General features: G+C 70.0%; 18 protein-coding genes. 6 read left to right on the forward strand and 12 right to left on the reverse strand.

Features of this window, described 5'->3' with window-relative positions:
• Positions 1–32: 32 nt before the first annotated feature.
• From OXS27_RS10245 to OXS27_RS10260, 4 genes are read right to left on the reverse strand one after another with little or no spacing between them, the layout of a single operon-like run.
• Positions 33–1172: a GNAT family N-acetyltransferase gene (locus OXS27_RS10245; protein WP_267355965.1), complete on the reverse strand. Its 1140-nt coding sequence runs from the start codon at positions 1170–1172 to the stop codon at positions 33–35.
• Positions 1169–2509, reverse strand: coding sequence for a lipopolysaccharide biosynthesis protein (locus tag OXS27_RS10250; RefSeq protein WP_267355967.1), 1341 nt, complete (start codon positions 2507–2509; stop codon positions 1169–1171). Before OXS27_RS10250 ends, OXS27_RS10245 begins: the two co-directional genes overlap by 4 nt.
• A 55-nt stretch (positions 2510–2564) precedes the next feature.
• Positions 2565–3359: an SGNH/GDSL hydrolase family protein gene (locus OXS27_RS10255; protein ID WP_267356001.1), complete on the reverse strand. Its 795-nt coding sequence runs from the start codon at positions 3357–3359 to the stop codon at positions 2565–2567.
• A gap of 50 nt (positions 3360–3409) precedes the next feature.
• Positions 3410–4507 (reverse strand): OpgC domain-containing protein, encoded by a 1098-nt coding sequence (locus OXS27_RS10260; protein WP_267355969.1) that lies wholly within the window; start codon positions 4505–4507, stop codon positions 3410–3412.
• Between the two features lie 169 nt (positions 4508–4676).
• On the opposite strand from OXS27_RS10260, the gene OXS27_RS10265 reads away from it, so the two are divergent.
• Positions 4677–4943, forward strand: a complete 267-nt coding sequence (locus tag OXS27_RS10265) for a hypothetical protein (RefSeq protein WP_243920592.1) — start codon at positions 4677–4679, stop codon at positions 4941–4943.
• A gap of 8 nt (positions 4944–4951) precedes the next feature.
• Here OXS27_RS10265 and rfbA read toward each other — a convergent pair whose 3' ends face one another.
• From rfbA to rfbC, 4 genes are all read right to left on the reverse strand, one after another.
• Positions 4952–5851, reverse strand: coding sequence for a glucose-1-phosphate thymidylyltransferase RfbA (rfbA, locus tag OXS27_RS10270; RefSeq protein WP_267355971.1), 900 nt, complete (start codon positions 5849–5851; stop codon positions 4952–4954).
• Positions 5848–6753, reverse strand: a complete 906-nt coding sequence (gene rfbD / locus OXS27_RS10275) for a dTDP-4-dehydrorhamnose reductase (RefSeq protein WP_267355973.1) — start codon at positions 6751–6753, stop codon at positions 5848–5850. The genes rfbA and rfbD overlap by 4 nt, the downstream gene beginning before the upstream one ends.
• Positions 6753–7802 (reverse strand): dTDP-glucose 4,6-dehydratase, encoded by a 1050-nt coding sequence (gene rfbB, locus OXS27_RS10280; RefSeq protein ID WP_267355975.1) that lies wholly within the window; start codon positions 7800–7802, stop codon positions 6753–6755. Before rfbB ends, rfbD begins: the two co-directional genes overlap by 1 nt.
• A 93-nt stretch (positions 7803–7895) precedes the next feature.
• Positions 7896–8447, reverse strand: a complete 552-nt coding sequence (gene rfbC, locus OXS27_RS10285; RefSeq protein ID WP_267355977.1) for a dTDP-4-dehydrorhamnose 3,5-epimerase — start codon at positions 8445–8447, stop codon at positions 7896–7898.
• A 175-nt stretch (positions 8448–8622) separates the two neighbouring features.
• Between rfbC and OXS27_RS10290 the strand changes: the two genes are divergently transcribed.
• On the forward strand, positions 8623–9537 hold the full coding sequence (locus OXS27_RS10290) for a hypothetical protein (RefSeq protein WP_267355979.1): 915 nt from the start codon (positions 8623–8625) through the stop codon (positions 9535–9537).
• Between the two features lie 27 nt (positions 9538–9564).
• Here the strand turns inward: OXS27_RS10290 and queE are convergent, their stop codons facing one another.
• The gene (gene queE / locus OXS27_RS10295) at positions 9565–10197 is read right to left on the reverse strand and encodes a 7-carboxy-7-deazaguanine synthase (protein ID WP_267355981.1); all 633 of its coding nucleotides are present in this window, start codon (positions 10195–10197) and stop codon (positions 9565–9567) included.
• Between the two features lie 270 nt (positions 10198–10467).
• On the opposite strand from queE, the gene OXS27_RS10300 reads away from it, so the two are divergent.
• The 4 genes from OXS27_RS10300 (at position 10468) to nth (ending at position 14970) form a co-directional block, all read left to right on the forward strand.
• Positions 10468–11964, forward strand: coding sequence for a serine hydrolase (locus tag OXS27_RS10300; RefSeq protein WP_267355983.1), 1497 nt, complete (start codon positions 10468–10470; stop codon positions 11962–11964).
• Between the two features lie 62 nt (positions 11965–12026).
• Positions 12027–13121: a GTP-binding protein gene (locus OXS27_RS10305; RefSeq protein WP_243920607.1), complete on the forward strand. Its 1095-nt coding sequence runs from the start codon at positions 12027–12029 to the stop codon at positions 13119–13121.
• Positions 13122–13227: 106 nt separating this feature from the next.
• Complete coding sequence (locus OXS27_RS10310; protein WP_267355985.1) at positions 13228–14094, forward strand: GNAT family N-acetyltransferase; 867 nt, start codon at positions 13228–13230, stop codon at positions 14092–14094.
• Between the two features lie 165 nt (positions 14095–14259).
• Positions 14260–14970: an endonuclease III gene (gene nth / locus OXS27_RS10315; protein WP_267355988.1), complete on the forward strand. Its 711-nt coding sequence runs from the start codon at positions 14260–14262 to the stop codon at positions 14968–14970.
• A gap of 20 nt (positions 14971–14990) precedes the next feature.
• Here the strand turns inward: nth and OXS27_RS10320 are convergent, their stop codons facing one another.
• From OXS27_RS10320 to OXS27_RS10330, 3 genes are all read right to left on the reverse strand, one after another.
• A complete protein-coding gene (locus tag OXS27_RS10320; RefSeq protein ID WP_267355990.1) occupies positions 14991–15308 on the reverse strand; it encodes an HPr family phosphocarrier protein in 318 nt (105 codons plus the stop codon).
• A 128-nt stretch (positions 15309–15436) separates the two neighbouring features.
• A complete protein-coding gene (locus OXS27_RS10325) occupies positions 15437–19699 on the reverse strand; it encodes a translocation/assembly module TamB domain-containing protein (protein ID WP_267356003.1) in 4263 nt (1420 codons plus the stop codon).
• Positions 19700–19792: 93 nt separating this feature from the next.
• Positions 19793–21730, reverse strand: a complete 1938-nt coding sequence (locus OXS27_RS10330; RefSeq protein ID WP_267356005.1) for a BamA/TamA family outer membrane protein — start codon at positions 21728–21730, stop codon at positions 19793–19795.
• Positions 21731–22166: the final 436 nt, after the last annotated feature.

Consider the following 22166-nt stretch of genomic DNA (forward strand, 5'->3'; position numbering starts at 1 on the left):
AACGGCCGGAATCGCCTCTCCCGGACGGTACCCTACCGCCGCCGCAGAACCCGCCTGGCGGCGGTCCGCGCCTCCCGCTCGAACCGGGCGAGCCGGAGACGGCGCTCCAGGGACAGCGCGTGGCCGCCCGGCGGAAGCGCGATGATCTCCGCGATCGGAGTTCGATCCCGGTAGAGGCTCTCCAGGGCCGACCCGTCGAGGGTTGCAGAATCGAGGCGTTCGGCGAAGCCGGTCTCGTGGCAAGCGCGGACGATCTCGGCCTCCAAGAGCAATCCGGGGGCGTGGCTGCGAAGATCCTCGTCGTAGGCGGTCTTCAACAGTGTGGCGATGCCGCCGCCGACCAGCGCAAGGCTGACTGCAATGGGCCGGCCATCGAGGGTGAGGGCGTCCGCCCGGATGCCCACCGGTCCCGAACCGTCCGTGAACAGAGCATGGGCCAACCTGTCGGTCTCGGGACGGCAGGCCATTGCGGTGCCGGCCTGCCCCTTCCAGCCGGCGCGTTCCAGGGTGAGGAACGACGAGACCAAGCGGGCAAGGTCCGCCCCCGACGTCGCGCTCTCGAACCCGACGGTGCCGGCCTCCGCCAGTCGGCGGGTTCGGCGGCGCAGATCCTTGAATCGCGACCGGTTCGGGTGACCGGCCAGGAAGGCGTCGTAGTCGGCGCGGCGGTCCATCACCGGCCGGTCGAAGGCTGCCACGGTGCCCAGGACCCAGCCGCGGGCCCGCATGGCCGCCAGCATGTCCGGCACCGCACCCTCCTGGGTCGGCAGGAGCGGCCAGCGCCAGGCGCCACCGCCGGACGCCGCTTCGAGGCCGGCGACGAGGTCGTGCGCGTACGCGGCGCGCTCCGGCCCCTCGGCGATCAGGGGCGCCGTGGCGGTCACGAAGGGCGAGAGGAACGGCCGCATCACCCGGCCGCCAAGGGCGGAGACGTCGCGGGTCGGCGCGCAGGGCAGGAGCGCGACCAGCCGTTCCCCGCGCCTGACGGCGACGAAGCGCAGGCCGGCCGGCAGCAACCCGGCGGCTTCGTGCGCCGCCAGGACAGGCCGTGAAAAGTGCGGGTGCGGCTGGGCGGCGGTCGCGAACAGCCCGTCCCAGCTTTCTGCCTCCGGCGCCGCGGCGTCGGTGATCGATTGTTCGGACCGGCGGACGGCCAGAGTGGCGCGATTCATCGGACGGCTCCCGCGGACCAGATTGGTGTCGGCAGCCCGTGGATCCGGCCAGCGGCGTGGGCGAGGAAGCCGGCCCGCGCTACGGTGGCGACCGCCACCGACACGGCCGCGCCGAGCGCCCCCAGGGCTGGGACCAGGGCGAGACACAGGCCGGCGGCGGCGATGAGCGCACCGGCGGTTATCGCGGCACAGCGCCGCTCACCGCCCAGCATGGTGAGAAGATCCTCGCCCGGCCCGAACAGACTTGCGGCGACGCTTCCGGCCACGAGCACGCACAGGATCGGGATGCTGTCGTTGAGCCCCGCACCGAACATCGCCAGGAGCAACGGAGAGGCGGCCAGGATCGCGCCGCCTACTGCGACCGTCGCGGCCGCGGTCAGGTGGGCTTGGCGCCGGACGAGTTCGGCCAGGAGGAAGCGGTTCTTCACCGCGTGGGCGGCGCTGTAGCGCTGCAGGGTCGCGGCACTGACGGCGAAATGCACGAAGACCACGAATTGCTGGATCCGGGTCGCGGCGAAATAGACCCCTACCTCGGCCGGGCTCACAAGCGCGCCCAGCACGATGACATCGACGAAGGTAAAGCCGGCATTGGCGAGATCGATCGCGGCGATCGGCAGGCTCGTGCCGAGCCAGGTCCGCCAGTGGTAGCGGTTCGGCCCGTCTGCCAGCTCCCGGCGCAGCCGGGTGATGAGCAGGGTCGCCTGAAGGGCCGTCGCGACGGCGGCGGCCACCAGCATGCAGCCCATGGCGACCTCGGCGCGCGGCGGGGCGCCGAGCAGGACCGCCGCGATCATGCAGGCCATCATCAGGGTCTGACGCAGGAGGTAGGGCGGCGCGATGGCGAGCCCGATCCAGTTCTGGCTGCGGGCCACGCCCTCCAGATAATCCTGGAGCGCGAAGAGCGGCATCACGCAGAGTGCGACTGCGATCGGAGCCCTGTAGGCCGGCGCGAACAGCTCCGGCTCGAGGACCAGCAGCGCCGCGCCGAGGCCCGCGACCGAGAGCGTTGCCCCCCCGGTCATGAACGCGCCGGCGCGGATGTAGCCGCGGGCGAGGTCGAGATCGCCCTGGACCTGGTTGGCGGGCACGAACCGGCAGGCGCCCTGCGACAGACCGAGCGTCAGCGTATGGCCGAGCATCGCGGTCCAGACCCAGACGGAGGCGAAGATGCCGTAGGCGTCCCAGCCCATCAGCCGCGCCGCCAGGACTTGAGCGCCGTACGCGAAACCGGCCGAGCCCACGCGGATCGCGAAGACCGTCAGCGCCACACGCTGCGGGCCGCCGCCGAGGGCGCGCAAACGCCGGAACGTACGGATCGGGAGAGCCGTGGCTGACACTGCGCGTTCCAGGCCGAACTCAGGTTGACGGGACGCCGACCTGCGGTTGTCCGGTCTAACCCGGTGCGCGTTGCGCCCCGGTTAAGGGCGGCGTGGCTGGTGCGGCCTTCGGCTCTAGGGGCGTTTCGGTCTTCGCGAGCGACTTCACGATCGTGAGCGCCACGTGCTCGGCCATGCAGCGCAGGCCGAGATCGTTGAGCCGGAACTGACGCCCCAGGAAGTGCCCCTCCCCCCGGTCGATGCGGCTCGACAGGTAGTGCAGCGCCTCGTAGCGCCGCACCAGCGGGACCTGCTGCTGCGTCGCCACGGTCCGCACGGCTTCGACGATCCGGTTGTAATCGGCATCCGCAGCCATGCTGGCGGTATAGATCGGGTCGACCAGAACCACGTCGATCCCGTGGGACCGGATCCAGGTCACCGCTTCGGCGAGCGCGGACTCGAAGGCCTCGGCATCCACCCGGGCGATGGCGTCATGGGTGCCGACCTGCCAGACGACCAGATCGGGTTCGGCCTCCACCACCATGGTCCGCAGGCGCTCGGCAGCGCCGGACGCGATCTCGCCCGGAAGGCCGCGGTGGTCGATCACCACATCGACTTTCGGCAGGGCCCGTTCCAGGGCCGCCTCCAGCTTGGCCGGATAGGAGGCGGATGCGCCTGGTGCCGCAGAGCCACCGATCGCCAGCAGTTTGATCGGCCGCTTCTCGGCGAGCGCCGCCTGGACGGCGCCCAGCTTGGCAGCCGTATAGAGCTGCGCACCCGGCACCCGGCATTCGAGCGATAAGCTCGGCTCGCTGGCACTCGGGTCCGCCATCTGTTCGGCACGGGGTAGCGATGCCGAGGCGGCCAGCATTACGGCTGCCAGGATCGCGGCCTGTCGGGACGGCCGTGGTCGGACCGTACTCACGGCCGCAGCCTCGGAGCCTTGCTGCGGGTACGCCACTCGACGAACCATGCGGTCAATCCCAGCCCGATCAGGCCCGAGCCAGCGACCAGCATATCAATCAGCAGGCCGCCGCCGGTCTGGAAACGCACCAGCTGCCCGATCAGGCTCAGGATCGAGCCCATCGAGAAGACAGCCAGGGAGTTCCGTCCCAGCTGGGTCAGGTAGCCGACGATGCTGCCGATTCGGGGGGCGAGCAATGCGTAAACGGGGGCAAACGCCAACAATACCCCTAGAAAGTGTACAAGACGCGCCGGCGTGAGATAGGTCTTCTCGAACGTGAACAGCAGACGCGGCTCCGGAACCAGCATCGGATCCGGCCGGATCTCGGTTACTGCGAGCACGATCCCGGCCAGTACGATGACGATACCGGCGGGAAACAGCCGGCGCGCCCACCGGCGCACGAAGTCGGACCGGGCATTCCATCGCTGCAGCAGGAAGCCCAGAACCAGAAGCACTTGCCAACAGAACGGATCGAAATACCAATCCCCCTCCCCGGGCCAGGACGGCAGGTTCCATTCGAACACAAGGCTCGCGAGGTAGATGCCTCCGGACAGGATCAGGGTCCCCACGAGGCTGTAGCGGCCGACCAGCACGAAGAGCGGCGCGACCCCGATCAGCAGCACGTAGAGCGGCAGGATGTTGAAGTAGCCGAGCTGGTAGGTCAGCAGCACCATCCCGCAGACCGATTGGATCGGGTCGGCGAAGAAGCCGCCGGCATTGTGCCATTCGAGGATCAGCGGATTGTCGAGCAGCAGCGCCGCACCCGCGATGATGGCCAGGGCCATCAGCATCACGGTGAGCTGCGCCCGGTAAACCTCGACGGTCCTGTTCAGCAGCCGCACCACACTCTTGCCCGCGGGCTCAGGGACCCCGTCGCGGCCGCGGGTCGCGATGCCGATCGACCACCCGGCCAGGAATACGAACAGCTCGGCGGCGTCCGAGATGCCGTATTGCGAGAAGGTGTAGCGCTCGAAGGTGTTGCCGGGAATGTGATTGATGAAGATCGTTACCAGGGCGAAGCCGCGCCAGAAGTCGATCGCGTTGGGGTCCCGCATCGTCGCGGCGGCTCCGAATTTCGATGCGTCCGCGGGGTTGGCGGCTAGCGGCGGCCCCTGATACGGCGCCGCGTCGGGTCTGCAAAGGCGAACAAAGGGGGGATCGCACCCGCGCGTCGAACCGGAACGTCACAGCCGCGTTACGTCCCGGCACGGAGCCCTACGACCGATGACCCGCCCGATCACCATCCCCAGCCTCACCATCCTCCTGGCCATCCTGGCGGCGGACGCCGCCCTTGCGCAGGCTCAGACCGGAACGGGCGGCGGGCCGACCTCGACGGTGACGGCACCCAACGCCTCGTCGGTGGGGCGGGTCATGCCGCCGAGCCGCGGCGCGGGCGCGGCGACCGCCGACGACAGGCGCGAGCGCACGCCGCGCGAGGCGGAGAACGACAAGGTGATGCGCGGGATCTGCATCGGTTGCGCCCCGCGCTAGCGCGCGGTCTACTTGCCCCGGCGCAGCCGCAGGTCGTCCTCACTCTCGCGGGACAGCCGCAGCAGGTTCTGACCGTAGCTGGTCTTGGCGAACATCTGGCCGCGGGCCACCAGCTGATCGCGGTTGATGAAGCCCTGCAGGTAGGCGATCTCCTCCAGGCAGGCCACCTGAAGGCCCTGGCGGTGCTGCAGGGTGCGCACGAACTCGCTCGCCTCCAGCAGGCTGTCGTGGGTGCCGGTGTCGAGCCACGCGTAGCCGCGCGACATCCGCTCCACGTGGAGTTCGCCGCGCTGGAGATAGGCTTCGTTGACGCTGGTGATCTCAAGCTCGCCGCGGGGCGAGGGCTTCACGTCGGCGGCGATGTCGAGAACCTGGTTGTCGTAGAAGTACAGCCCGGTCACCGCCCAGGTCGATTCCGGGTTCTGCGGCTTCTCGACGATCTTGGTCGGCCGGCCGGACTTGTCGAGATTGACCACGCCGTAGGCCTGCGGGTTTTCGACGTGGTAGGCGAACACCGTCGCACCCTTCTTGCGTACGGCCGCGCGCTCGAGAAGCTCGCCCATGCCGGCGCCGAAGAACAGGTTGTCGCCGAGGATCAGCGCCACATCGTCGTCGCCGACGAAATCCCGCCCGATGATGAAGGCCTGGGCGAGACCTTCCGGCCGCGGCTGCAGCGCGTAGGAGAATTGCAGGCCGAACTGCTCCCCGGTGCCGAACAGGCGCTTGTAGTTGTCGAGGTGCTCCGGCGACGAGATGATCAGGATCTCGCGGATGCCGGCCAGCATCAGCACCGAGACCGGATAGTAGATCATCGGCTTGTCGTAGACCGGCAGGAGCTGCTTGTTGATCGACAGCGTGGCCGGATGCAGGCGCGTGCCGGATCCGCCGGCCAGGACGATGCCCTTCATGGCTTGGATACTCCCTCTGAAACCGGCCTGATGAGCCGGTCCAGGATGTCGTCGAGCGCCGCCTGCCAGAAGCGGGGCTGAAGGTCGTACGCCTCGGTGAGGCTGGCCGTGGACAGGCGCGAATTGGCCGGGCGCCGGGCCGGGGTCGGATAGGCGGAGGTCGGGATGCCCTTGACCGGGACGGAGCGGCCGCCGCGCCGGGCGGAGCCTGCCACGATCGCCTCCGCGAAGCCGCACCACGTCGTGTCGCCAGCATTCACGCAGTGGAACGTGCCGGTGGGCGCGGCCTCGTCGGTCGCGAGCCGCTTCGCGATCGCCGCGAGCGCTGCCGCGAGATCGGCAGCCGAGGTCGGGCAGCCGTGCTGGTCGTCGACGACGGTCAGGGCGTCGCGCTCGGCCGCCAGACGCAGCATCGTCTTGACGAAGTTGCCCCGGTGCGGGCTCACCACCCAGGCGGTCCGGACGATCGCGTGGCGGGGGTTGCCGGTGCGCACCGCCAGCTCGCCCGCGGCCTTGCTGGCCCCGTAGACGCTCCGCGGGTCGATCGGTTCGTCGGGCCGGTAGGCGCCCTTCGGCTTGGTGCCGGCGAAGACGTAGTCGGTCGAGACGTGGACGAGCGGGATCTTTCTCGCGGCCGTCGCCGCCGCCAGAATCGCCGGGCCGAGTGCGTTGAGGCGCCAGGCCGCGACCACCTCGGACTCGGCCTTGTCGACCGCCGTGTAGGCGGCGGTGTTGATCACCGCCCGGTAGGCGCGATTATCGAGGACCGCCGCGACCGCATCTGCATCGGTGATGTCGAGCTCGGACCGGTCCGGCGCGTGGACCGTGACGCCGGCCTGCCCGGACAGGGCCCGCAACTCGGTCCCGACCTGACCCGCACCGCCAAGGACGAGGATGTCCATCAGGCGTTCAGCCCCAGGCGTTCGCCCTTGTAGCGGCCCTCGCGGATCAGGCGCCACCAGCTCTCATTGTCGAGGTACCAAGCGACGGTCTCTTCCAGCGCCTGCTCGAACGTCTTCTGCGGCCGCCAGCCGAGTTCGGACTCGGCCTTGGTGCAATCGATCGCGTAGCGCCGGTCATGGCCCGGCCGGTCGGCCACGAAGCTGATCAGTTGCTCGTGCGGCGCGCTCTGGGGGCGCAACCGGTCGAAGGCGGCGCACAGGCCCTTTACCACCGCGAGGTTGTTGCGCACCGCCCGACCGCCGAGCAGGTAGGTCTCGCCGATACGGCCGCGCTCCAGCACGGCGACGAGTCCCTTGGCGTGGTCTTCCACGTGGATCCAGTCGCGCTCGTTCTGGCCGTCGCCGTAGACCGGAAGCTTCTTCCCCTCCAGGGCGTTGAGGATCATCAGCGGGATCAGTTTTTCCGGAAAGTGGCGCGGCCCGTAATTGTTCGAGCAGTTCGTCACCAGCACCGGCAGGCCGTAGGTCTCGTGCCACGCCCGGGCGAGGTGGTCGGAGGCCGCCTTCGAGGCCGAGTAGGGCGAGCGCGGATCGTAGCGGCTCTCCTCCGTGAAGAAGCCGCCCGGCGGCAGCGAGCCGTAGACCTCGTCGGTGGAGACGTGGAGGAACCGGAAGCCTGCCTTGTCGGTCTCCGGCAGGGATTCGTAGTACCCGCGGGCGCCGTCCAGCATGGTCTGCGTGCCGATGACGTTGGTGCGCACGAAGGCGCCCGGATCGGTGATCGAGCGGTCGACATGGCTCTCGGCGGCCAGATGCATCACCGCCTGCGGCTTGAACACGGCAAACGCCTTCTGCACGGCGGCGTGATCGCAGATATCCGCCTCGACGAGGCGGTGGCGCGGGTTGTCGGCGAGCGGGGACAGGGAGATCGGATTGGCCGCATAGGTCATCGCGTCGAGGGTGCAGACCTCGTGGCCGAGATCGTTGACGAGGTGCAGCACCAGCGCCGAGCCGATGAAGCCGCAGCCTCCGGTCACCAGGATGCGCATGGTCGAGTACCTCTTCGGAAAGTCGGAAACGGGTTGGCCGGGCCTCACAAGACGGTCGGCCGTGACGGAATTACGGCCGATGGGCCGCGGCGCTCAGAAGACGGGACCGAGATCGCCGAGTCTCGGGGCACGGCGATCCTTGTCCGACAGGATGGCGGCCTCGCCCGAGACCGGCCACGGAATGCCGATCTCCGGATCGTTCCAGGCGAGCGCCCGATCATGCTCGGGGCTGTAGTACGCGTCCACCTTGTAGGCGACCATCACGTCGGGAGTGAGCGTGCAGAAGCCGTGGGCGAAGCCGTGCGGGATGAAGAGCTGCGTACCCGTTTCGGCATCGAGCGTCACGGCCACGTACTTGCCGTAGGTCGGCGAGCCGCTGCGAATGTCGACCGCCACGTCGAGAATGGCGCCCTGCAGGACCCGGATGAGCTTGGCCTGCGCCTGGGGGGCGATCTGGAAGTGCAGGCCGCGGATCGTGCCCTGCGGCGCCGAGAAGGACTGGTTGTCCTGAAGGAAGGTGTTGGTGATGCCGGCCCGTCCCATGGCGTCGACGCGGAACGTCTCGGAGAACCAGCCGCGCGCATCGCCGAGGCGCTTCGGCACGATGCGCTTCACCTCAGGAATTTCGGTTTCGATGACGTCCATTCCAGCGCCCTTCCCGCGGGTCCCGTGGCGCGGCGCGGCGACTGCCCGGGCGCCTGCCTGTTTCGAACCGGGCGTCCGCCTCGACGAACCCAACCTCGGTGATCGCGTTGCGACTTCCGGTCATTCGCCATCCGTGTCAAGGCGTGCGCCTGCGGTGCGGAATGCGTGGGACCCGATGAACGGTCAGGCGGAGCGGTCCGTAGAGACGCTGCTGCGCACCCAGATTATCGATCCGAATTGCGCCTGGAGTCTCGGGAGCTACGGCGCCGTCGCGGTTTTCGGCCGGAATCCCGATGAGCCAGCGCGCCCCCTCGACGACGGGCGGATCGCGCTGACGACGGATCGCGGTGCGATCGCCCTCGCGGTATCGTCAGCCCTGCGGCCGTTCGCCTACGAGACCGGTTTCACCGGCGGCTGGAGCCAAACGGTCGCGCTCTGCCTGCCGGCCGCGGCCTGCGCAATGGGTCGGCGCGCGGTGCTGACCGAACTCGGCCCGGATGCCGCGGCGGTCCGGCCGCAGGACCGCGACGGCATCCTGTTCGATCTCGGCCTCAGCCTGGAAGCGGTCGATGCCTGCGTGCGCGTAACCGATCCGGCCCTGACCGGGCGCCTGCGGGCCATGACCGGCCGACCGCTGTTCGAGGCCGGCAATCCCGCCGTTCTCGCGCTCAAGGTGTCGAATCCGCATCGCGTGTTCGTCGCTCGCCTGGGGCGGATCGAGATCTACACGGCCATTCCGGCTCCGGACGGCATCGGCGATCCGGGGCCGCACAGCCACATCCTGCCGAAGCTCCTTCGGATGCGGCGGACGCATGCGGCCACCGCGCCGATCCCGCATGGCTGGGTGCCCGTCGCAGCCTTGCACCCAGCCCATCCGGGCAAGGATGCGTCCGGCCTGTCGATCCCGTTCGATGCGGGGCGCCATGCTGCGTTCGAACGCCTGCTCGATGCATGGGGCGACCCCGGCCTCGTTGCCCTGCGGCGCGCCGTCCTGTCCGGCGAAGTCCCAGATCCGGTTCTGGCGGATGGGCGGTTCGCCCGCTTGGCCATCCGGGCTGCACGGGCGCAACGGGCGGCCATGGATGCGTGAGCGCTGGATCGCCGGCTCCGAGCGATCCTACGGAATCCCGATCATTTTGTGGGTTTGGAGCGACAGCCGCCAGCGGGCGTCGCGCCGGCAATAGGCGATCGCGGCTTCCGTGCTGGCCACGCGGCCTGGTCCATCGAGGGGCTGAAGGAAGCGGTGGCGGAAGTCGAGGCCAACGTAGTCCGCCGGATCGGCATCCGCCTGCGGATAGACCAGCTTCAATTCATGGCCGGTGGTCTGCGCGAGCGGGTTGCGCCCCTTCGGACTGACGCAGATCCAGTCGATGCCCGGGGGGGCTGCAAGCGTGCCGTTGGTCTCGATCGCGATCTCGAAGTGACGCGCGTGCACGGCCGCGATCAGCGGCGCGTCGAGCTGAAGCAGAGGCTCGCCGCCCGTGAACACCACGTACCGGTTCTCTGGACCTCCGGCCCAGGTCGCCGCGATGGCGGAGGCCAGCGTCTCCGCGTCGGCGAACCGACCGCCCCCCTCCCCGTCGAAACCGACAAAATCGGTATCGCAGAATCGGCAGGCTGCGGCGGCGCGGTCGGCTTCGCGCCCCGACCAGAGATTGCACCCGGTGAAACGGCAGAACACGGCCGCGCGCCCCGCCTGGGCGCCCTCCCCCTGAAGGGTGTGGAAAAGTTCCTTGACCGCGTAACTCACTGTCGTCCCAGCCGTCGTGCCGCGCGATGGCCCGCGCGGCGTGTCGGTGGCAGATAGGCGCTGTGCGTAGCGGAGACCACAGACAACCACGCCGCGCAGGGCCGCGCTCCGCTCTCGCCTTGCTCTTGCCACGGTGGGCACGTTGATGCCGTAACGCAGCGCAGCGACTGAATCTGGCCGCTCGGGTTGTGCCCTTTACCCGGCCCGTCGGCCGGACCTGCGGTGCCGCGCGGTACCGATCCTGGCGATCCTCTGACGAGTCGGACACACATGTCCTCTTCCCTCCTCCGGCGCCTTTCCGTCGGGTTCGCGGCGCTGACGGGTCTCCTCGGGGCGAGCGTCGCCGGGATCCGGGCCGCGGAGGCGGTTACGGTGCCGATCCTCGTGGCGGACGTGGATTCGGGGAAGGTGATCTACGCGCAGGCGCCGACCGATCCCTGGTACCCGGCCTCGATCACGAAACTGATGACCACCTACGTCGCGCTCGACCTCGTGCGCCAGGGCAAGGTCTCGCTCGATTCGATGATCACCATCTCGGCCGCCGCGGCCGCCGAGCCGCCCTCGAAGATGGGCTTCAAGCCGGGGACGCAGCTCACCCTCGACAACGCCCTCAAGATCATCATGGTCAAGTCGGCCAACGACATCGCCTTCGCGATCGGCGAGAATCTCGGCGGTTCGGTCGACAACTTCGCTGCGCTGATGAACGAGACCGCCCAGCGGATCGGCATGCGCGACAGCCACTGGTACAACCCCAACGGCCTGCCCGATCCGCGCCAGTGGACCTCGGCCCGCGACATGGCGGTGCTGGCCCGTGCGCTGATCCGCGACTTCCCGGATTCCCACGACCTGTTCTCGATCTCGGCGATCCAGTTCGGCCGCGCCGTCATGGCGAACCACAACGGTCTGCTGGGGCGCTATCCCGGCACGGACGGGATGAAGACCGGCTTCATCTGCTCGGGCGGCTTCAACGTGGTGGCCACCGCCACACGTAATGGCCGCCGGATCGTCACCATCGTGATGGGCCAGCCGACGCCGCGCGAGCGCGACGTGAAGGCCGCCGACCTGTTCGACTACGCCTTCAGCCAGAGCGCCGGCTGGACGAGCCCGACGCTCGACGCGCTGCCGGCCTCCGCCCTGCCCCAGCCGCCGGACATGCGGCCGTTCGTGTGCGGCGGCAAGAAGGCTCCGGCGATCGAGGATGGCCCCGGAGCCATCAGCGCCTCCGGTTCTGCGGCGCAGCTGATCGGTGGCGCCGCAGCCAACTCGCCGGCCCTGGCGATGGCAGCCTTCTCGAACCCGGCCCTGCGCGCCCGCACCCTGCCGCCGCGGGCGCCGCTGGAGCCGATTGCCGTCTGGATCGGCCGTAACCCGGCCGAGGGCCAGCAGATCCTCGACGCGCAGGAAGCCGAGCAGAAGGCCTCGGTCGCCAACAGTCGCGCCGCCAAGCTCGAAGCCGCCAAGGCCAAGCGCATCGCGGCGATCGAGGCCGCCAAGGAGGCGCGTGCGGCACGGGCAGAACGCGCGAACGCTGCCAAGGAAGCCTCCAAGGAAGCCGCTAAATCCGCTCCCAAGCCCGCGCCGAAGGTCGCCGCCAAGCCGGCCCACGCGCTCCCCCGTTCGGTCAGCGCCTACACCGCCGCGACAGCACCGTCGATGCCGGAGGCCAAGCCGGGCAAAGGGCTAGCCAAGCCGGCCGCGAAGACCGCCGCGCACAAGCCGGCCCCTGCCAAGAAACCGGCCAACAAGAAGGCGTCCGCGGACGAGTAAGCGCTCCCGGGGAACGGCTTGGCGCGTTGCCGTAGGCCTCGGGGACCCTTACCTCGACGGGTATGTCGATCAGCCCCGCGCCCGCCCCCGATCCGAGACGCCCCGAGCCGATCCCGCTTACGGTGCTCACGGGATTTCTGGGATCCGGCAAGACCACGCTGCTGAACCGGCTCCTGCGCGATCCGGCGCTCGCCGACACGGTGGTGATCGTCAACGAGTTCGGCGAAATCGGTCTCGATCACCTGCTGATCGAGACGGTCGACGAGGACATGATCCTGTTGGGCGCCGGCTGCCTGTGCTGCACGGTGCGGGGCGACCTGATCGCGACCCTCGAAGACCTCCTGCGCAAGCGCGACAACGGGCGGATCGGGGCCTTCCGGCGCGTGGTGATCGAGACCACCGGTCTCGCCGATCCCGCGCCGATCCTGCACGCGTTGATCTATCACCCCTATCTGGTGCTCCGGTTCCGCCTCCAGGCCGTGCTGACGGTGGTGGATGCGTTGACGGGGGCCGTCACCCTCGACGCGCATCCCGAGGCGGTCCGGCAGGCGGCGATCGCCGATCGGATCGTTCTCACCAAGACCGATCTCGCGAGCGATACCAGCGCGATCCGGGCGCGGCTTGCCGCCCTCAATCCCGTAGCGCCGATCCTCGCACCCGATGCACCGGCCGAGACGCTGCTCGGTGGCCTGTTCGGCCTCGACGGCAAAGGCGCCGATGTGCGCGCGTGGCTGGGCGATGAGGGGCTCGCGCGCATGGCTCAGGCTGAGGCGGACGTGAACCGGCACGACGCGTCGATCCAGGCTGTCTGCCTGACCAGCGCGGCGCCTGTGCCGCGCGCCGCCTTCGAGATGTTCATGGACCTGCTCCGGTCCGGCCATGGGGCGAAGCTGTTGCGGCTCAAAGGGATCGTGGCCCTCGCAGAGGATCCCGAACGGCCCCTGGTGGTGCATGGCGTCCAGCACGTCTTCCACGCGCCGATGACTTTGCCGAGCTGGCCGGATCCCGATCATACCTCCCGTCTGGTCCTGATCCTGAAGGATCTCGATCCGGCCTTCGTCCAACGGCTCTGGGACGCCTTCCTGGGCCGCCCACGCATCGATGCGCCGGACGCCGCCGCCCTCACCGACAATCCCCTCGCGATCCCGGGGCCCTGACGCTTCGCAAGCGCGGCATCGGCATTGAAACGCTCGACCCAGATGGCGCTTCAGCGGCGCCGATGCGTCCCAAAATGGGACGAAGCGTCGAGAGGCAGGACACGCGATGGCGCCACGCTTCACCGTGATACAGGGCGGCCAGTCCGGCGCACCCGGATGCGCGGCGGCATTCGCCGCGGGGCCGGAACTGGACCGGACCTCCGCGTGGCGGGTCGATCTTCGTCGGCCCGGCGGCGTGGATGCGGCTTCCGTGGCGGCCTGGCGGGCGATGCTCGTCCGGAACGCCGTGACCGACCCGCTGCGCGATCCCGACCATCTGCTCCCCCTCGCCCAGCATCGGGCCGCCGGAAGCCGGGTGGCGATCGCCCTGGTCTGGGACCGCGATGCGGAGACCGGGCGGGAGGCGCTGCAGGGCGTCATGCCGTTGGCAATGCCACATCCGATCTGGGGTGGACGGGCGCGTCCCTGGCAGCCGGCTGAGGCTCAGATCACCGCCCTGGTCGGGCAGGCCGCTGCCGAAGCCGTCGACCGGGCGCTGCGGGACCGGCTCGGAGCCCTGCGCCGTCCGATCCGGCTTGCCGGAGCATTGGAGCCCGCTCGTGAGACGCCGCGGTTTCGTCCCGTGCTGGCGTCGGCCCGGTCAGCCCGGTCGCGATCGATCCCAACGCCGAGCCTCATCGGGATTCGTCCCGCCGGATGGGAGGCGCCCACCTCCGAGATCCGTACGGTGACCGAGCCGCAGGCCGTGCGCGACGCGGTGGAGACCTTCCTCGCGCTCGATGCGCGCACCGCGCGGCATCCGATCATCGCCGATCCGGCGGAGGCATCGCTGGTTCGTGTGGTAAGCCGCCTGTTCGGGCGCCGTGGCGCGCTGCGGGTGGAATTCCTGCGCCGGGCCGGCGAAATCGTCGCCGGCACCCTCCATCTCGGTGCGGGTCCGGCCTCGATCCCATGGCGGCGGGCGCGGGCTTAGAGCCGTGCCCGACCGCGTTGCGATCGCGCGCGGCTCTAAGTCGATGTTGTGACGCGCTCTCTTGCGCCGAACCGGTGTCCACTTCGGCGGAGAGCGCTCTGAACGGTCAATCAGCCGCGCAGGCTGGCCCTGTCCGGGCCGCAGCCGGGACGCTAGCTGCCCGGCATGGCGCGCGACACCCTCCACGGCCTCCCATCCTCACCGCGCCGGGCGCCCGCCAAGCCGGTTCGACCGATCAACGCTGATGAGGCCGAACGGGTCGCCGCCGTGATGACCCGGTTCTCCGAGGCCGATCCGGATCCGAAAGCCGGGTTCGACGACACCGATCCGTTCCGGCTGCTGGTGACCGTGCTGCTCTCCGCCCAGTCCACCGGCCCGACGGTCGCACGGATCGCGGAGGCGCTGTTCAGTACCGTGCGCGATCCGGCCGGCATGCTGGCGCTGGGCGAGGCGCGCATCCTTGAGATCATCCGATCGGTCGGGCTCGGGCCCTCCAAGGCGCGCAACATCGTGAAGCTGTCGGCGGCGCTGATCGCCGAACACGGCGGCGCCGTGCCGCGGAGTTCCGTCGCGATGCGCAGCCTGCCGGGCATCGGCCGCAAGAGCGCCGAGGTCACGGCCAACTTCGCCTTCCACGAGCCGGTGATTGCGGTCGACACCCACGTGTTCCGGGTCTCGAACCGGATCCCGCTCGCATCCGGTGCGACCGTGGATGCCGTCGCGGACGGCCTCGCGCGCCTCGTGCCGGAGCGGTTCAAGGACGGGGCCCATGTCTGGCTGTTCCGCCACGGACGCGACATCTGCACGGCCCGGAAACCCGCCTGCCCGCGCTGCCCGATTTCGGACCTCTGCCTCTGGCCCGGCAAGGAGATATGACCGCAGCGATCTGAGCGCCGCTATTCGTTCTCGCCGAACCGGTTGGCGAGCAGAGCCTCGATGGCATCGAGGCATGTTTCAGCATCCTGGCCCACGGCCGTGACGGCGATGCGCGTGCCCATGGCGGCGCCGAGGGTCAGTAGCCCCATGATCGAGCGTCCGCCCACGGTCTCACCCGCCCGGGTGACCGTGACAGTCGAGTCGTAGCGCTCGACGGTCTGCACGAATTTCGCGGAGGCCCGGGCGTGTAGGCCGCGGCGGTTGATGATCGGCAATAGACGGAGGAAGCCCCCCTCCGGCACCGGGGGATCGTCGTCCGTCTCGAAAAGGTCGTCCATCGCCCTTGGTGTTTCCCGCCCGATCCGCGGCCGTCGGGGCCGCTTGCGCCGAACCTAACTCTTTGTCGGGGCGTGTCTATCCCGAAGGCTTACCCATCCCCGCCGATGCCCGGCCTGCGTCCACTGCGTCACCACTCGTATTCGGCGCCGACGCCGAGGCTGGTCCGGCCGTCGCTGCCCGCCTCGCCCTTCAGCTTGATCCGCCGGGTGACGTCGAAATCCACGCCGACGGCCGTATCGGCCGGCTTCGCGCCGGCTTTCACGCCGACGCTGACCCGATCCGAGATGTAGCGCGAGGCGCCGAGCGCCGGGCCGCCGCTGGCCCCTGTCGAGACGTCCAGGCTGTCGAGGCCGAGGCCCTTGCGTGCCTGCTCGAACACGTCGGGACCCGAGGCGCCGCCCGAGAGCTGCGCCACGGCCTGGGCGAGCTGCAGCGCCTGGAACGGCGAGAGCCCGCCCGCCGCCTTCTTGAACAGCAGGCGTGACAGGATCTCGTCCTGCGGCAGCACCGGATCGGAGGTCAGACCGAATTGGGGCGCGTCGGCCGGTCCGGTCACCGCCACCCGTGCGGTTACGTCCCCGGCCTTGGTCTCGGCGGCAAAGTCGAGTTCCGGGGTGGTCAGGCTGCCGGCGAAGGTCAGCCGGCCGCGGCTGAAATCGAGGCGCTGGCCGACGAGCTCGAAGCGGCCGCGCCGCATCGCAAAGGCCCCGACCGCATTGGGCGCGAGCGAGGTTCCGGTGATCCGCAAGGCGCCACCGAGTTCGGCATCGATGCCGCGCCCGCGGACGAAGATCCGGCCCGGGGCATCGACCGCGACGTCCAGCGTTGCGTTGAAGGGGACGGCGGGCTTCTTCGACCTGCGACCGGGCGCAGATGCGGCCTTTCGCGCGGCCTGCTGGGCCAAGCGCGCACGCACCTCAGGCGGCGTGTTGACGTGGCGCACCCCCGGCAGGGGCCGGACGGTGGCGGGGAGCCGGTCGGGTACGGCAACGTCGATCGAAGCGACATCGACCCGGCCTGAGATCCGCGGCGTCCGGGCCAGTGGGCCGGACAGGGTGAGGTCGAGGCTTGAAATCGCGGTCATCAGCGGGCTGGACACCAACTCGGCCCGCTCCGCGACGACGTGGAACTGCCCGGGGAAATCCGGTTCCAGTGCCACGCGCCCCGTCACGGAGACGCGCCCGCCGTTCCGGGTTGCCGCGGTCAGGCGCTCGACCACGAGGCTGTCGCCCCGGCCACTGATCCGCCCTTCGATCCCGGTGAGGCGGATCCCGTTGAGCGGATCGGTGAAGCTGCCTCCGGAAAGCGTCGCCGCACCCTGAGCCCGGGGGGCCGCGAGTGTCCCGGTCACGCCGCCGTCGATGGCGATGGCCCCGGCGACACTCTGGCCGCCGACGCTCAGCAGGGAATTGGCGAGCGCCGCATCGAGGGTGCCCCGGCCGCGCAGGTCGAGCGGGCCGCCCGGCTCGATCGGGAGCTTACCCGCCACCGTCAGGGCCACGCCGCGGCCGGCGGTGACCCGTCCGTCCACGCTGGCCTGCCCGTCCGACAGGATACCCTTTGCGCTGGCATCGATCGCCGGCAAGCCCGCCTGCCGTGTCTGCGGCGCCACCAGCTTGGAAACGCTTAGCGCGTAGTGCCCCTCCGGTCGGCTGGCCGGCCCGTGCAGGTCCGCCTCGCCGTCGAGGCTCCCCGAGAGGGTGAGGTCCGGTGCGGCGATCCGGGCCAGCGACAGGGGCAGCGCCCGGATCGCGACCTTCAGGTCGAGGTCGCGTCCGGCCCGGCCCGCGACCGTCACGCGGCCGCTCCCGGCCGCAATGGCGAGCCCGTCGATCACGGCGCCGCCGTCCTGCAAGGTGATCGCCGCCGGCCCAACCAGGGCGAAGCGGTCGTTCCCGCGGGCGGCCGAGAGGCGCTGGATCTCGATGCGCGTGTCGGCGGCCGGCACGATCCGCGCCGCCCCGTCGAGGCCGAAGCCGCGGGCTTTGGCGCTCAGCGTGACATCGCTGAAGGCCGGGCTGCCGTTGGCGACAAGCCGGACGGTGTCGATCTGCTGGCCGGCTGTCACGAGGCGGTCGGCGTCGAGGCGCCCGTCGAGCACCGGATGGGCACGCAGATCGCGGCCCCTCAGGTCGGCGTCGAGGCGGGTCAGGGTCGTACCGCCGTAGCGCAGGGCGGCTCCGGTGGCCTGGATCGACGCGTCCTGGCGACCGTCGTCGCGGGCCAGTGTCACGGCCGCATTGAGGCGCCCGGCCATGGGCTCGGGGGCGAGCGGTGCGACGTCCTCGAGATTGTCGGCTCGTACCGTGAGTGAGCCGGCCGAGAGCCACGTCTCGGCCGCGACCGAGACGTTGCCGGTGACCGCCACCGATCCGAGATTCAGTGCAAGCCGGTCGAGCACCCAATCGTCCCCGGCGCGGGACGCGTGGGCATCGCCGGTCAACGCCTTGCCGGCCACGTCGCCGGAGAGCCGCAGGCTGCCATCGGGTGCCAGGAGCGCATCTTTGAGAGCAGCCTCGGCTCGCAGGCCGCGGACCGGCTTGCCATCCGCGGTGGCGGTGGGCGCGGTGAGCGTCGCCGCGAGGTTCGGATGCTCCAGGGAACCGGTCAGCCAGGCATCGACCGCGGCGCGGCCGGTGAGACGGCTATCGAGATCCGACAGGCTTCGAAGGTCCAGTCGGCCGGTTACGTCGGCAAGCTCCGAGGTCGCCTCGCCCTGCAGCGTCGCGGAGAGGCCCTGTCCCTCCAACCGCAGGTGATCGAACCCGTAGCCCTCATAGGACCGCGACACCCGCCCCTGCAGCGAGGGCGTGCGACCCAGGATGCGGTCGGCCGTCGTGATCCCGGTCGCAAGGCCGGTCGTCGAAACCGAAAGATCGGCCGCGACGGCTTTCCGGGCCGGATCGCCGCTGAGCTTTGCCTTCGCATCCAGCGATCCGGCGAGCCCGCGCCCGGCGAGGCCGGAGAAGACTGCAAGATCCGGCAGCGCGGCATCGAGCGTACCGGTCAGCGTGTTCTGCCCGATCCGGCCGGTATAGCCGGCTCGGGCCGTCTCGGAATCGAGCCGGAGCGTGGTGACGTCGATCACCCCGTCCGGCCCGGCGGCCGCTCGGAGCGTGAGCTGCGCCCGGCTTCCGATGGCCCGACGCAGGGCCGGGTCGGCGAGCCGCAGGCCTGCGACCGTGCCATCGGCGCTGATGGCGAAACGCTGCGCCGAGGGCTCGCCCCGTGGCGTCACATCCAGGCGCGCCTCGACCCGATCGAGCGCGGAATCGCGGCTGCGGACGCTCGCCGCGTCGAGGGTGCCGTGGATCGTCGGGGCCGCGATGGGTCCCTTGAGGCTGCCATCGAACGTCAGTTTGCCGATCTTGGCCTCGCCTGCCTTCGTCACGCTGCCTTCGGTGGGCAGGGCCCGAGCCTGAAGCGTCAGATCGGCGCTTCGGTCGGCGCCGAGGGTTCCGCCGGCGACGAGCCGGGCGGTGCGGGAAGTCAGCTCCAGCCGATCGATCCGGAAGGCGCCGCTATCCGCGAAGGCGAGGCCGCCGGCGAGCTGCGTCGTGCCCGCGAATACGGACGCCGCCGGCCCCGGCACCAGACCTTCGATCCGCGCCGCCAGATCCAGGGCGAGCCGTCGCTCGGCGCCGATTCGCGAGATCCGGGCGCCGCCCTTCGCGTTGATCTCCGGGCCGGCCGTGAAATCGAGCTTGGCCGCAAACGCGTCGAGCGTCCCCGTCCCGTCGAGATCGAAATTGATCGGCGGCGTTCCAGGCAGGTTGGCCGCCTTCGAGAGCAGGCCGCCTGCGGGCTCCACCAGATTCGCCTTCAACTCAAGTTTGTCGCCGGTCGGCACGTAGAGTACGCTAAGCAGGAAGCGCCCGGCCGCGTCGAGACGCTGCGCCCGGGCCTTGATCTCCAGGCCCTCGCTCGCCGCGCCCAGCCGGGCACGGCCCTCGGCGGACAGCCGGGCGGGCTGCCCGGCCACCGCTTCGCCGAGGACAAGTTCGGCCAGCTTGAAGTCCTTGATCTCGACCTTCACCGGCAGATCCGGCAGCAGCTTGCCGTCGGGTTTCGCCTCCGGCGGCGTCGGGCCGGGCACCGGGCGGCGCAGCATCTCGATCTGCCCGATTTCGAGGCTGTCGACTTCGAGCCGGCCCGACAGCAGGGCAAGCCGGCGCCAGACGATGCGCGCCTTGTCGAGCTTGAGCCAGACACCGTCGCGGTCGCTGACGGCGACGTCGCGGATGGTGGCGTCGGACGACAGGGCCCCATCGACCGCGCCGATCGCCACGCGCGACGACGGTGTGGAGAGCGCCCGGGACAGGAGCCCGCCGAGCACGGATTTATCGCCTTCATCGGCCCAGCTTCGCGGCGCCGCGGCCGACACGAGCATCGCGAGGCAGAGCAGGACGAGGCTCAGACCACCACGCCCCATACGAACAACGGTTCGCCGCCGTGCTTCGGTGCGTCCGGTCAGTTCAGCCATTCAGAACGCCTGCCCCAGGCTGAGATACAGGACCGCCGGCCGGACATGGCCACCCTTGTAGGGGTCGAGCGGGAAGGCGAGATCCGCGCGGATCGGGCCGATCCCGGTGTAGTAGCGCAGGCCGATGCCGACCGATTTCCGGATCTTCTCGTCGAAATCCGGCAGCGCAGAGGCGAACGCGGTGCCTGCGTCGAAGAACGGCACCACGCCGATCGTGTCGGTGATCTTGATGCGCGCTTCGAGCGAGGCTTCCAGCAGGCTGCGCCCGCCGATCGGCAGATTGAACGGGCCGATCGGCCCGAGGGTCCGGTACGGATAGCCGCGCACCGAGCCGCCGCCACCGGCGAAGAAGCGGAAATTGTCCGGGATCTCACCCAGCGGCGCACCCGAGACCGATCCGAAGCCGATCCGCCCGGCGAGGATGTAGCGGGACTCGTCGTCCAGCGAATAATACGTCGAGCCCTGGGCCTTCGCGACGAGGATGCCGGGCGACGAGATCGCCCCGGGATAGGCGGCCAGCGACGCGATCGCTCGAACGCCGCGGGTGGGATCGAGGAGGCTGTCGGTGGAATCGTAGGTCACCGAGGCCGGCACGCCGACGAGCCGGTAATTCACCGTGCCGAGGGCGTCCTTCGAACGGCCGGCCTGCGCATCCAGGCCGATCTGTGCCGAGAACGTGTCGGAGAACCGGTGCCGGATCGCCGCCGAGACACCGCCGCCATCGACCAGATAGCTCTGCTGCACCTCGCGGGTGACGAAGGCGTTGGCCAGCAGGTCGTTGCGCGAGCCCCAGAGCGCGGGCTGAACGTAGGTGGCCGACAGGCGGCCGCCGAGACCGTTGGTGCCGATGCCGGCGATCTTGCGTTGAGTTGCGAACGGATCGTTGCCGAGCCCGAGATAGTAGATATCGGCGTCCAGCCGGAACGTCTCGCCGCCCCCGAACATGTTGCGGTTCGCGTAGTAGGCCCGCACCCCCGGCCCGTCGACCGTGGAGTAGCGCGCCGAGACACCGATGAGGTTGCGTTCCCGTTCGGTGACCTCGACGAAAAGCGGAAGGTTGCCGTCGGCATCGAGCGTTGGGCCTTCACGGACCCGCACCCCGCCGATCCCCTCGATCCGCGCCACCGACCGCCGGATCGCCGCCACCGCCTGCGGCGAGTAGGGATCGCCCGGTTCGGCGTAGATGAAGGAGCGGATCGTGGCCGGGTCGATGCCGGGGGCGCCGTTCAGCGCCACTGGGCCAAGACTGGCGACCGGTCCCGGATCGACCGTGAAGGTGACATCCATGACGTGGGCCGCATCGTCCACGACCGGATCGCGGGCGATCACCTTGGCGAAGGGATGACCCTGGCCCCGGAAATGATCGACGATCCGCGCTTCGCGCGCCAGCACCGTCGCCGACCGGGCCGGGACATCGTCGTCCACGCGGGTGACCCGTGGGGGCAGGACCTCATCGGGGAAGACCCGCCCGGCCGGGTCGCGCACCGCGATCCGGCGCAGGTGATAGAGCGGCCCGAGATCGATCGCGATCTTGACCGGGACGAGTCCGCGATTCCGCCAAGCCTCTGCGGCACCGACGACCGCGGCGGCCGGCCCGCCGACCGGCGCGCCGTCGATCCGGATCGCGACATTGCCCTGGTAGTAGCCATAGCCCGACAGGACATCGACCAGTTTGGCACGGTCGGCCTCGGCCCGGCGCAGCAGCCCCTCCCCGTCCGGAGGCGGTTCCTGGCGCAGGCGGTAGATGCTCGAGGTATCCTGCACGGCCTGAAGCACGTCAGACTCGTCGGTGCCGGTGATCCGGACCGTGTATGGCAGGGCGGAAAGGCTCGGCGCCGGCGGCTCGGGTTCGCTCCCGAACAGGCCGAACAGATCGAAGGCCTGCACCGGTCCCGGTACGGCTGCCATCAGCAGCAGCGCGCCTGCACCGGCGCGCATCAGCCGTGGCAGCGCGCGAAGCGCGCGGACCTTGTCGTCTCGATTGGCTAAGCGGGAGATGCGCAAACCGCGCTCGTCAGTCCCGATGGCGGTCGGCCGTGCCGGCCGGCTGAATCGTCATCGCTGCTCCCCCCTACGCCGCGTTGTACGACGTACCCCAACTTACCTTAAGGCGGCGTGCCGTTCAGGCCAACAGCGCGGCGTGCGTCGTCCCGGATCGATCGCGGTGCGTGCATCCGGGCGGCGGATGCATTTCGCCTGGAGCCCGCCCTCGCTGAGCGCTATCGGATGACCGCATATGCCGGATGCCCTCGACCATCTCGACTGGGGCGCATTCGGCAAAGCTATGATCGCTTTGCGCCAAGGTTGCCACGGCGCCCTCCCCTACCCGATACCGAACATCGGCCGAGCTTCGTCCTGATCGGCTCCGAACAGC

Origin of the sequence: Methylobacterium sp. GC_Met_3 (genome assembly GCF_026540775.1) — a bacterium.
Classification (GTDB): Bacteria; Pseudomonadota; Alphaproteobacteria; order Rhizobiales; family Beijerinckiaceae; genus Methylobacterium.

Excerpts from the sequence above, each read along its gene's own strand:
- rfbA (WP_267355971.1), bottom strand. The coding sequence starts at position 5,851 with ATGAAGGGCATCGTCCTGGCCGGCGGATCCGGCACGCGCCTGCATCCG.
- OXS27_RS10290 (WP_267355979.1), top strand. The coding sequence starts at position 8,623 with ATGAACGGTCAGGCGGAGCGGTCCGTAGAGACGCTGCTGCGCACCCAG.
- rfbB (WP_267355975.1), bottom strand. The coding sequence starts at position 7,802 with ATGCGCATCCTGGTGACCGGAGGCTGCGGCTTCATCGGCTCGGCGCTG.
- OXS27_RS10300 (WP_267355983.1), top strand. The coding sequence starts at position 10,468 with ATGTCCTCTTCCCTCCTCCGGCGCCTTTCCGTCGGGTTCGCGGCGCTG.
- OXS27_RS10325 (WP_267356003.1), bottom strand. The coding sequence starts at position 19,699 with ATGCTCGTGTCGGCCGCGGCGCCGCGAAGCTGGGCCGATGAAGGCGAT.
- OXS27_RS10245 (WP_267355965.1), bottom strand. The coding sequence starts at position 1,172 with ATGAATCGCGCCACTCTGGCCGTCCGCCGGTCCGAACAATCGATCACC.
- rfbD (WP_267355973.1), bottom strand. The coding sequence starts at position 6,753 with ATGGACATCCTCGTCCTTGGCGGTGCGGGTCAGGTCGGGACCGAGTTG.
- OXS27_RS10310 (WP_267355985.1), top strand. The coding sequence starts at position 13,228 with ATGGCGCCACGCTTCACCGTGATACAGGGCGGCCAGTCCGGCGCACCC.
- OXS27_RS10260 (WP_267355969.1), bottom strand. The coding sequence starts at position 4,507 with ATGCGGGACCCCAACGCGATCGACTTCTGGCGCGGCTTCGCCCTGGTA.
- OXS27_RS10330 (WP_267356005.1), bottom strand. The coding sequence starts at position 21,730 with ATGCGCGCCGGTGCAGGCGCGCTGCTGCTGATGGCAGCCGTACCGGGA.
- rfbC (WP_267355977.1), bottom strand. The coding sequence starts at position 8,447 with ATGGACGTCATCGAAACCGAAATTCCTGAGGTGAAGCGCATCGTGCCG.
- OXS27_RS10305 (WP_243920607.1), top strand. The coding sequence starts at position 12,027 with ATGTCGATCAGCCCCGCGCCCGCCCCCGATCCGAGACGCCCCGAGCCG.
- OXS27_RS10265 (WP_243920592.1), top strand. The coding sequence starts at position 4,677 with ATGACCCGCCCGATCACCATCCCCAGCCTCACCATCCTCCTGGCCATC.
- OXS27_RS10320 (WP_267355990.1), bottom strand. The coding sequence starts at position 15,308 with ATGGACGACCTTTTCGAGACGGACGACGATCCCCCGGTGCCGGAGGGG.
- nth (WP_267355988.1), top strand. The coding sequence starts at position 14,260 with ATGGCGCGCGACACCCTCCACGGCCTCCCATCCTCACCGCGCCGGGCG.
- OXS27_RS10255 (WP_267356001.1), bottom strand. The coding sequence starts at position 3,359 with ATGCTGGCCGCCTCGGCATCGCTACCCCGTGCCGAACAGATGGCGGAC.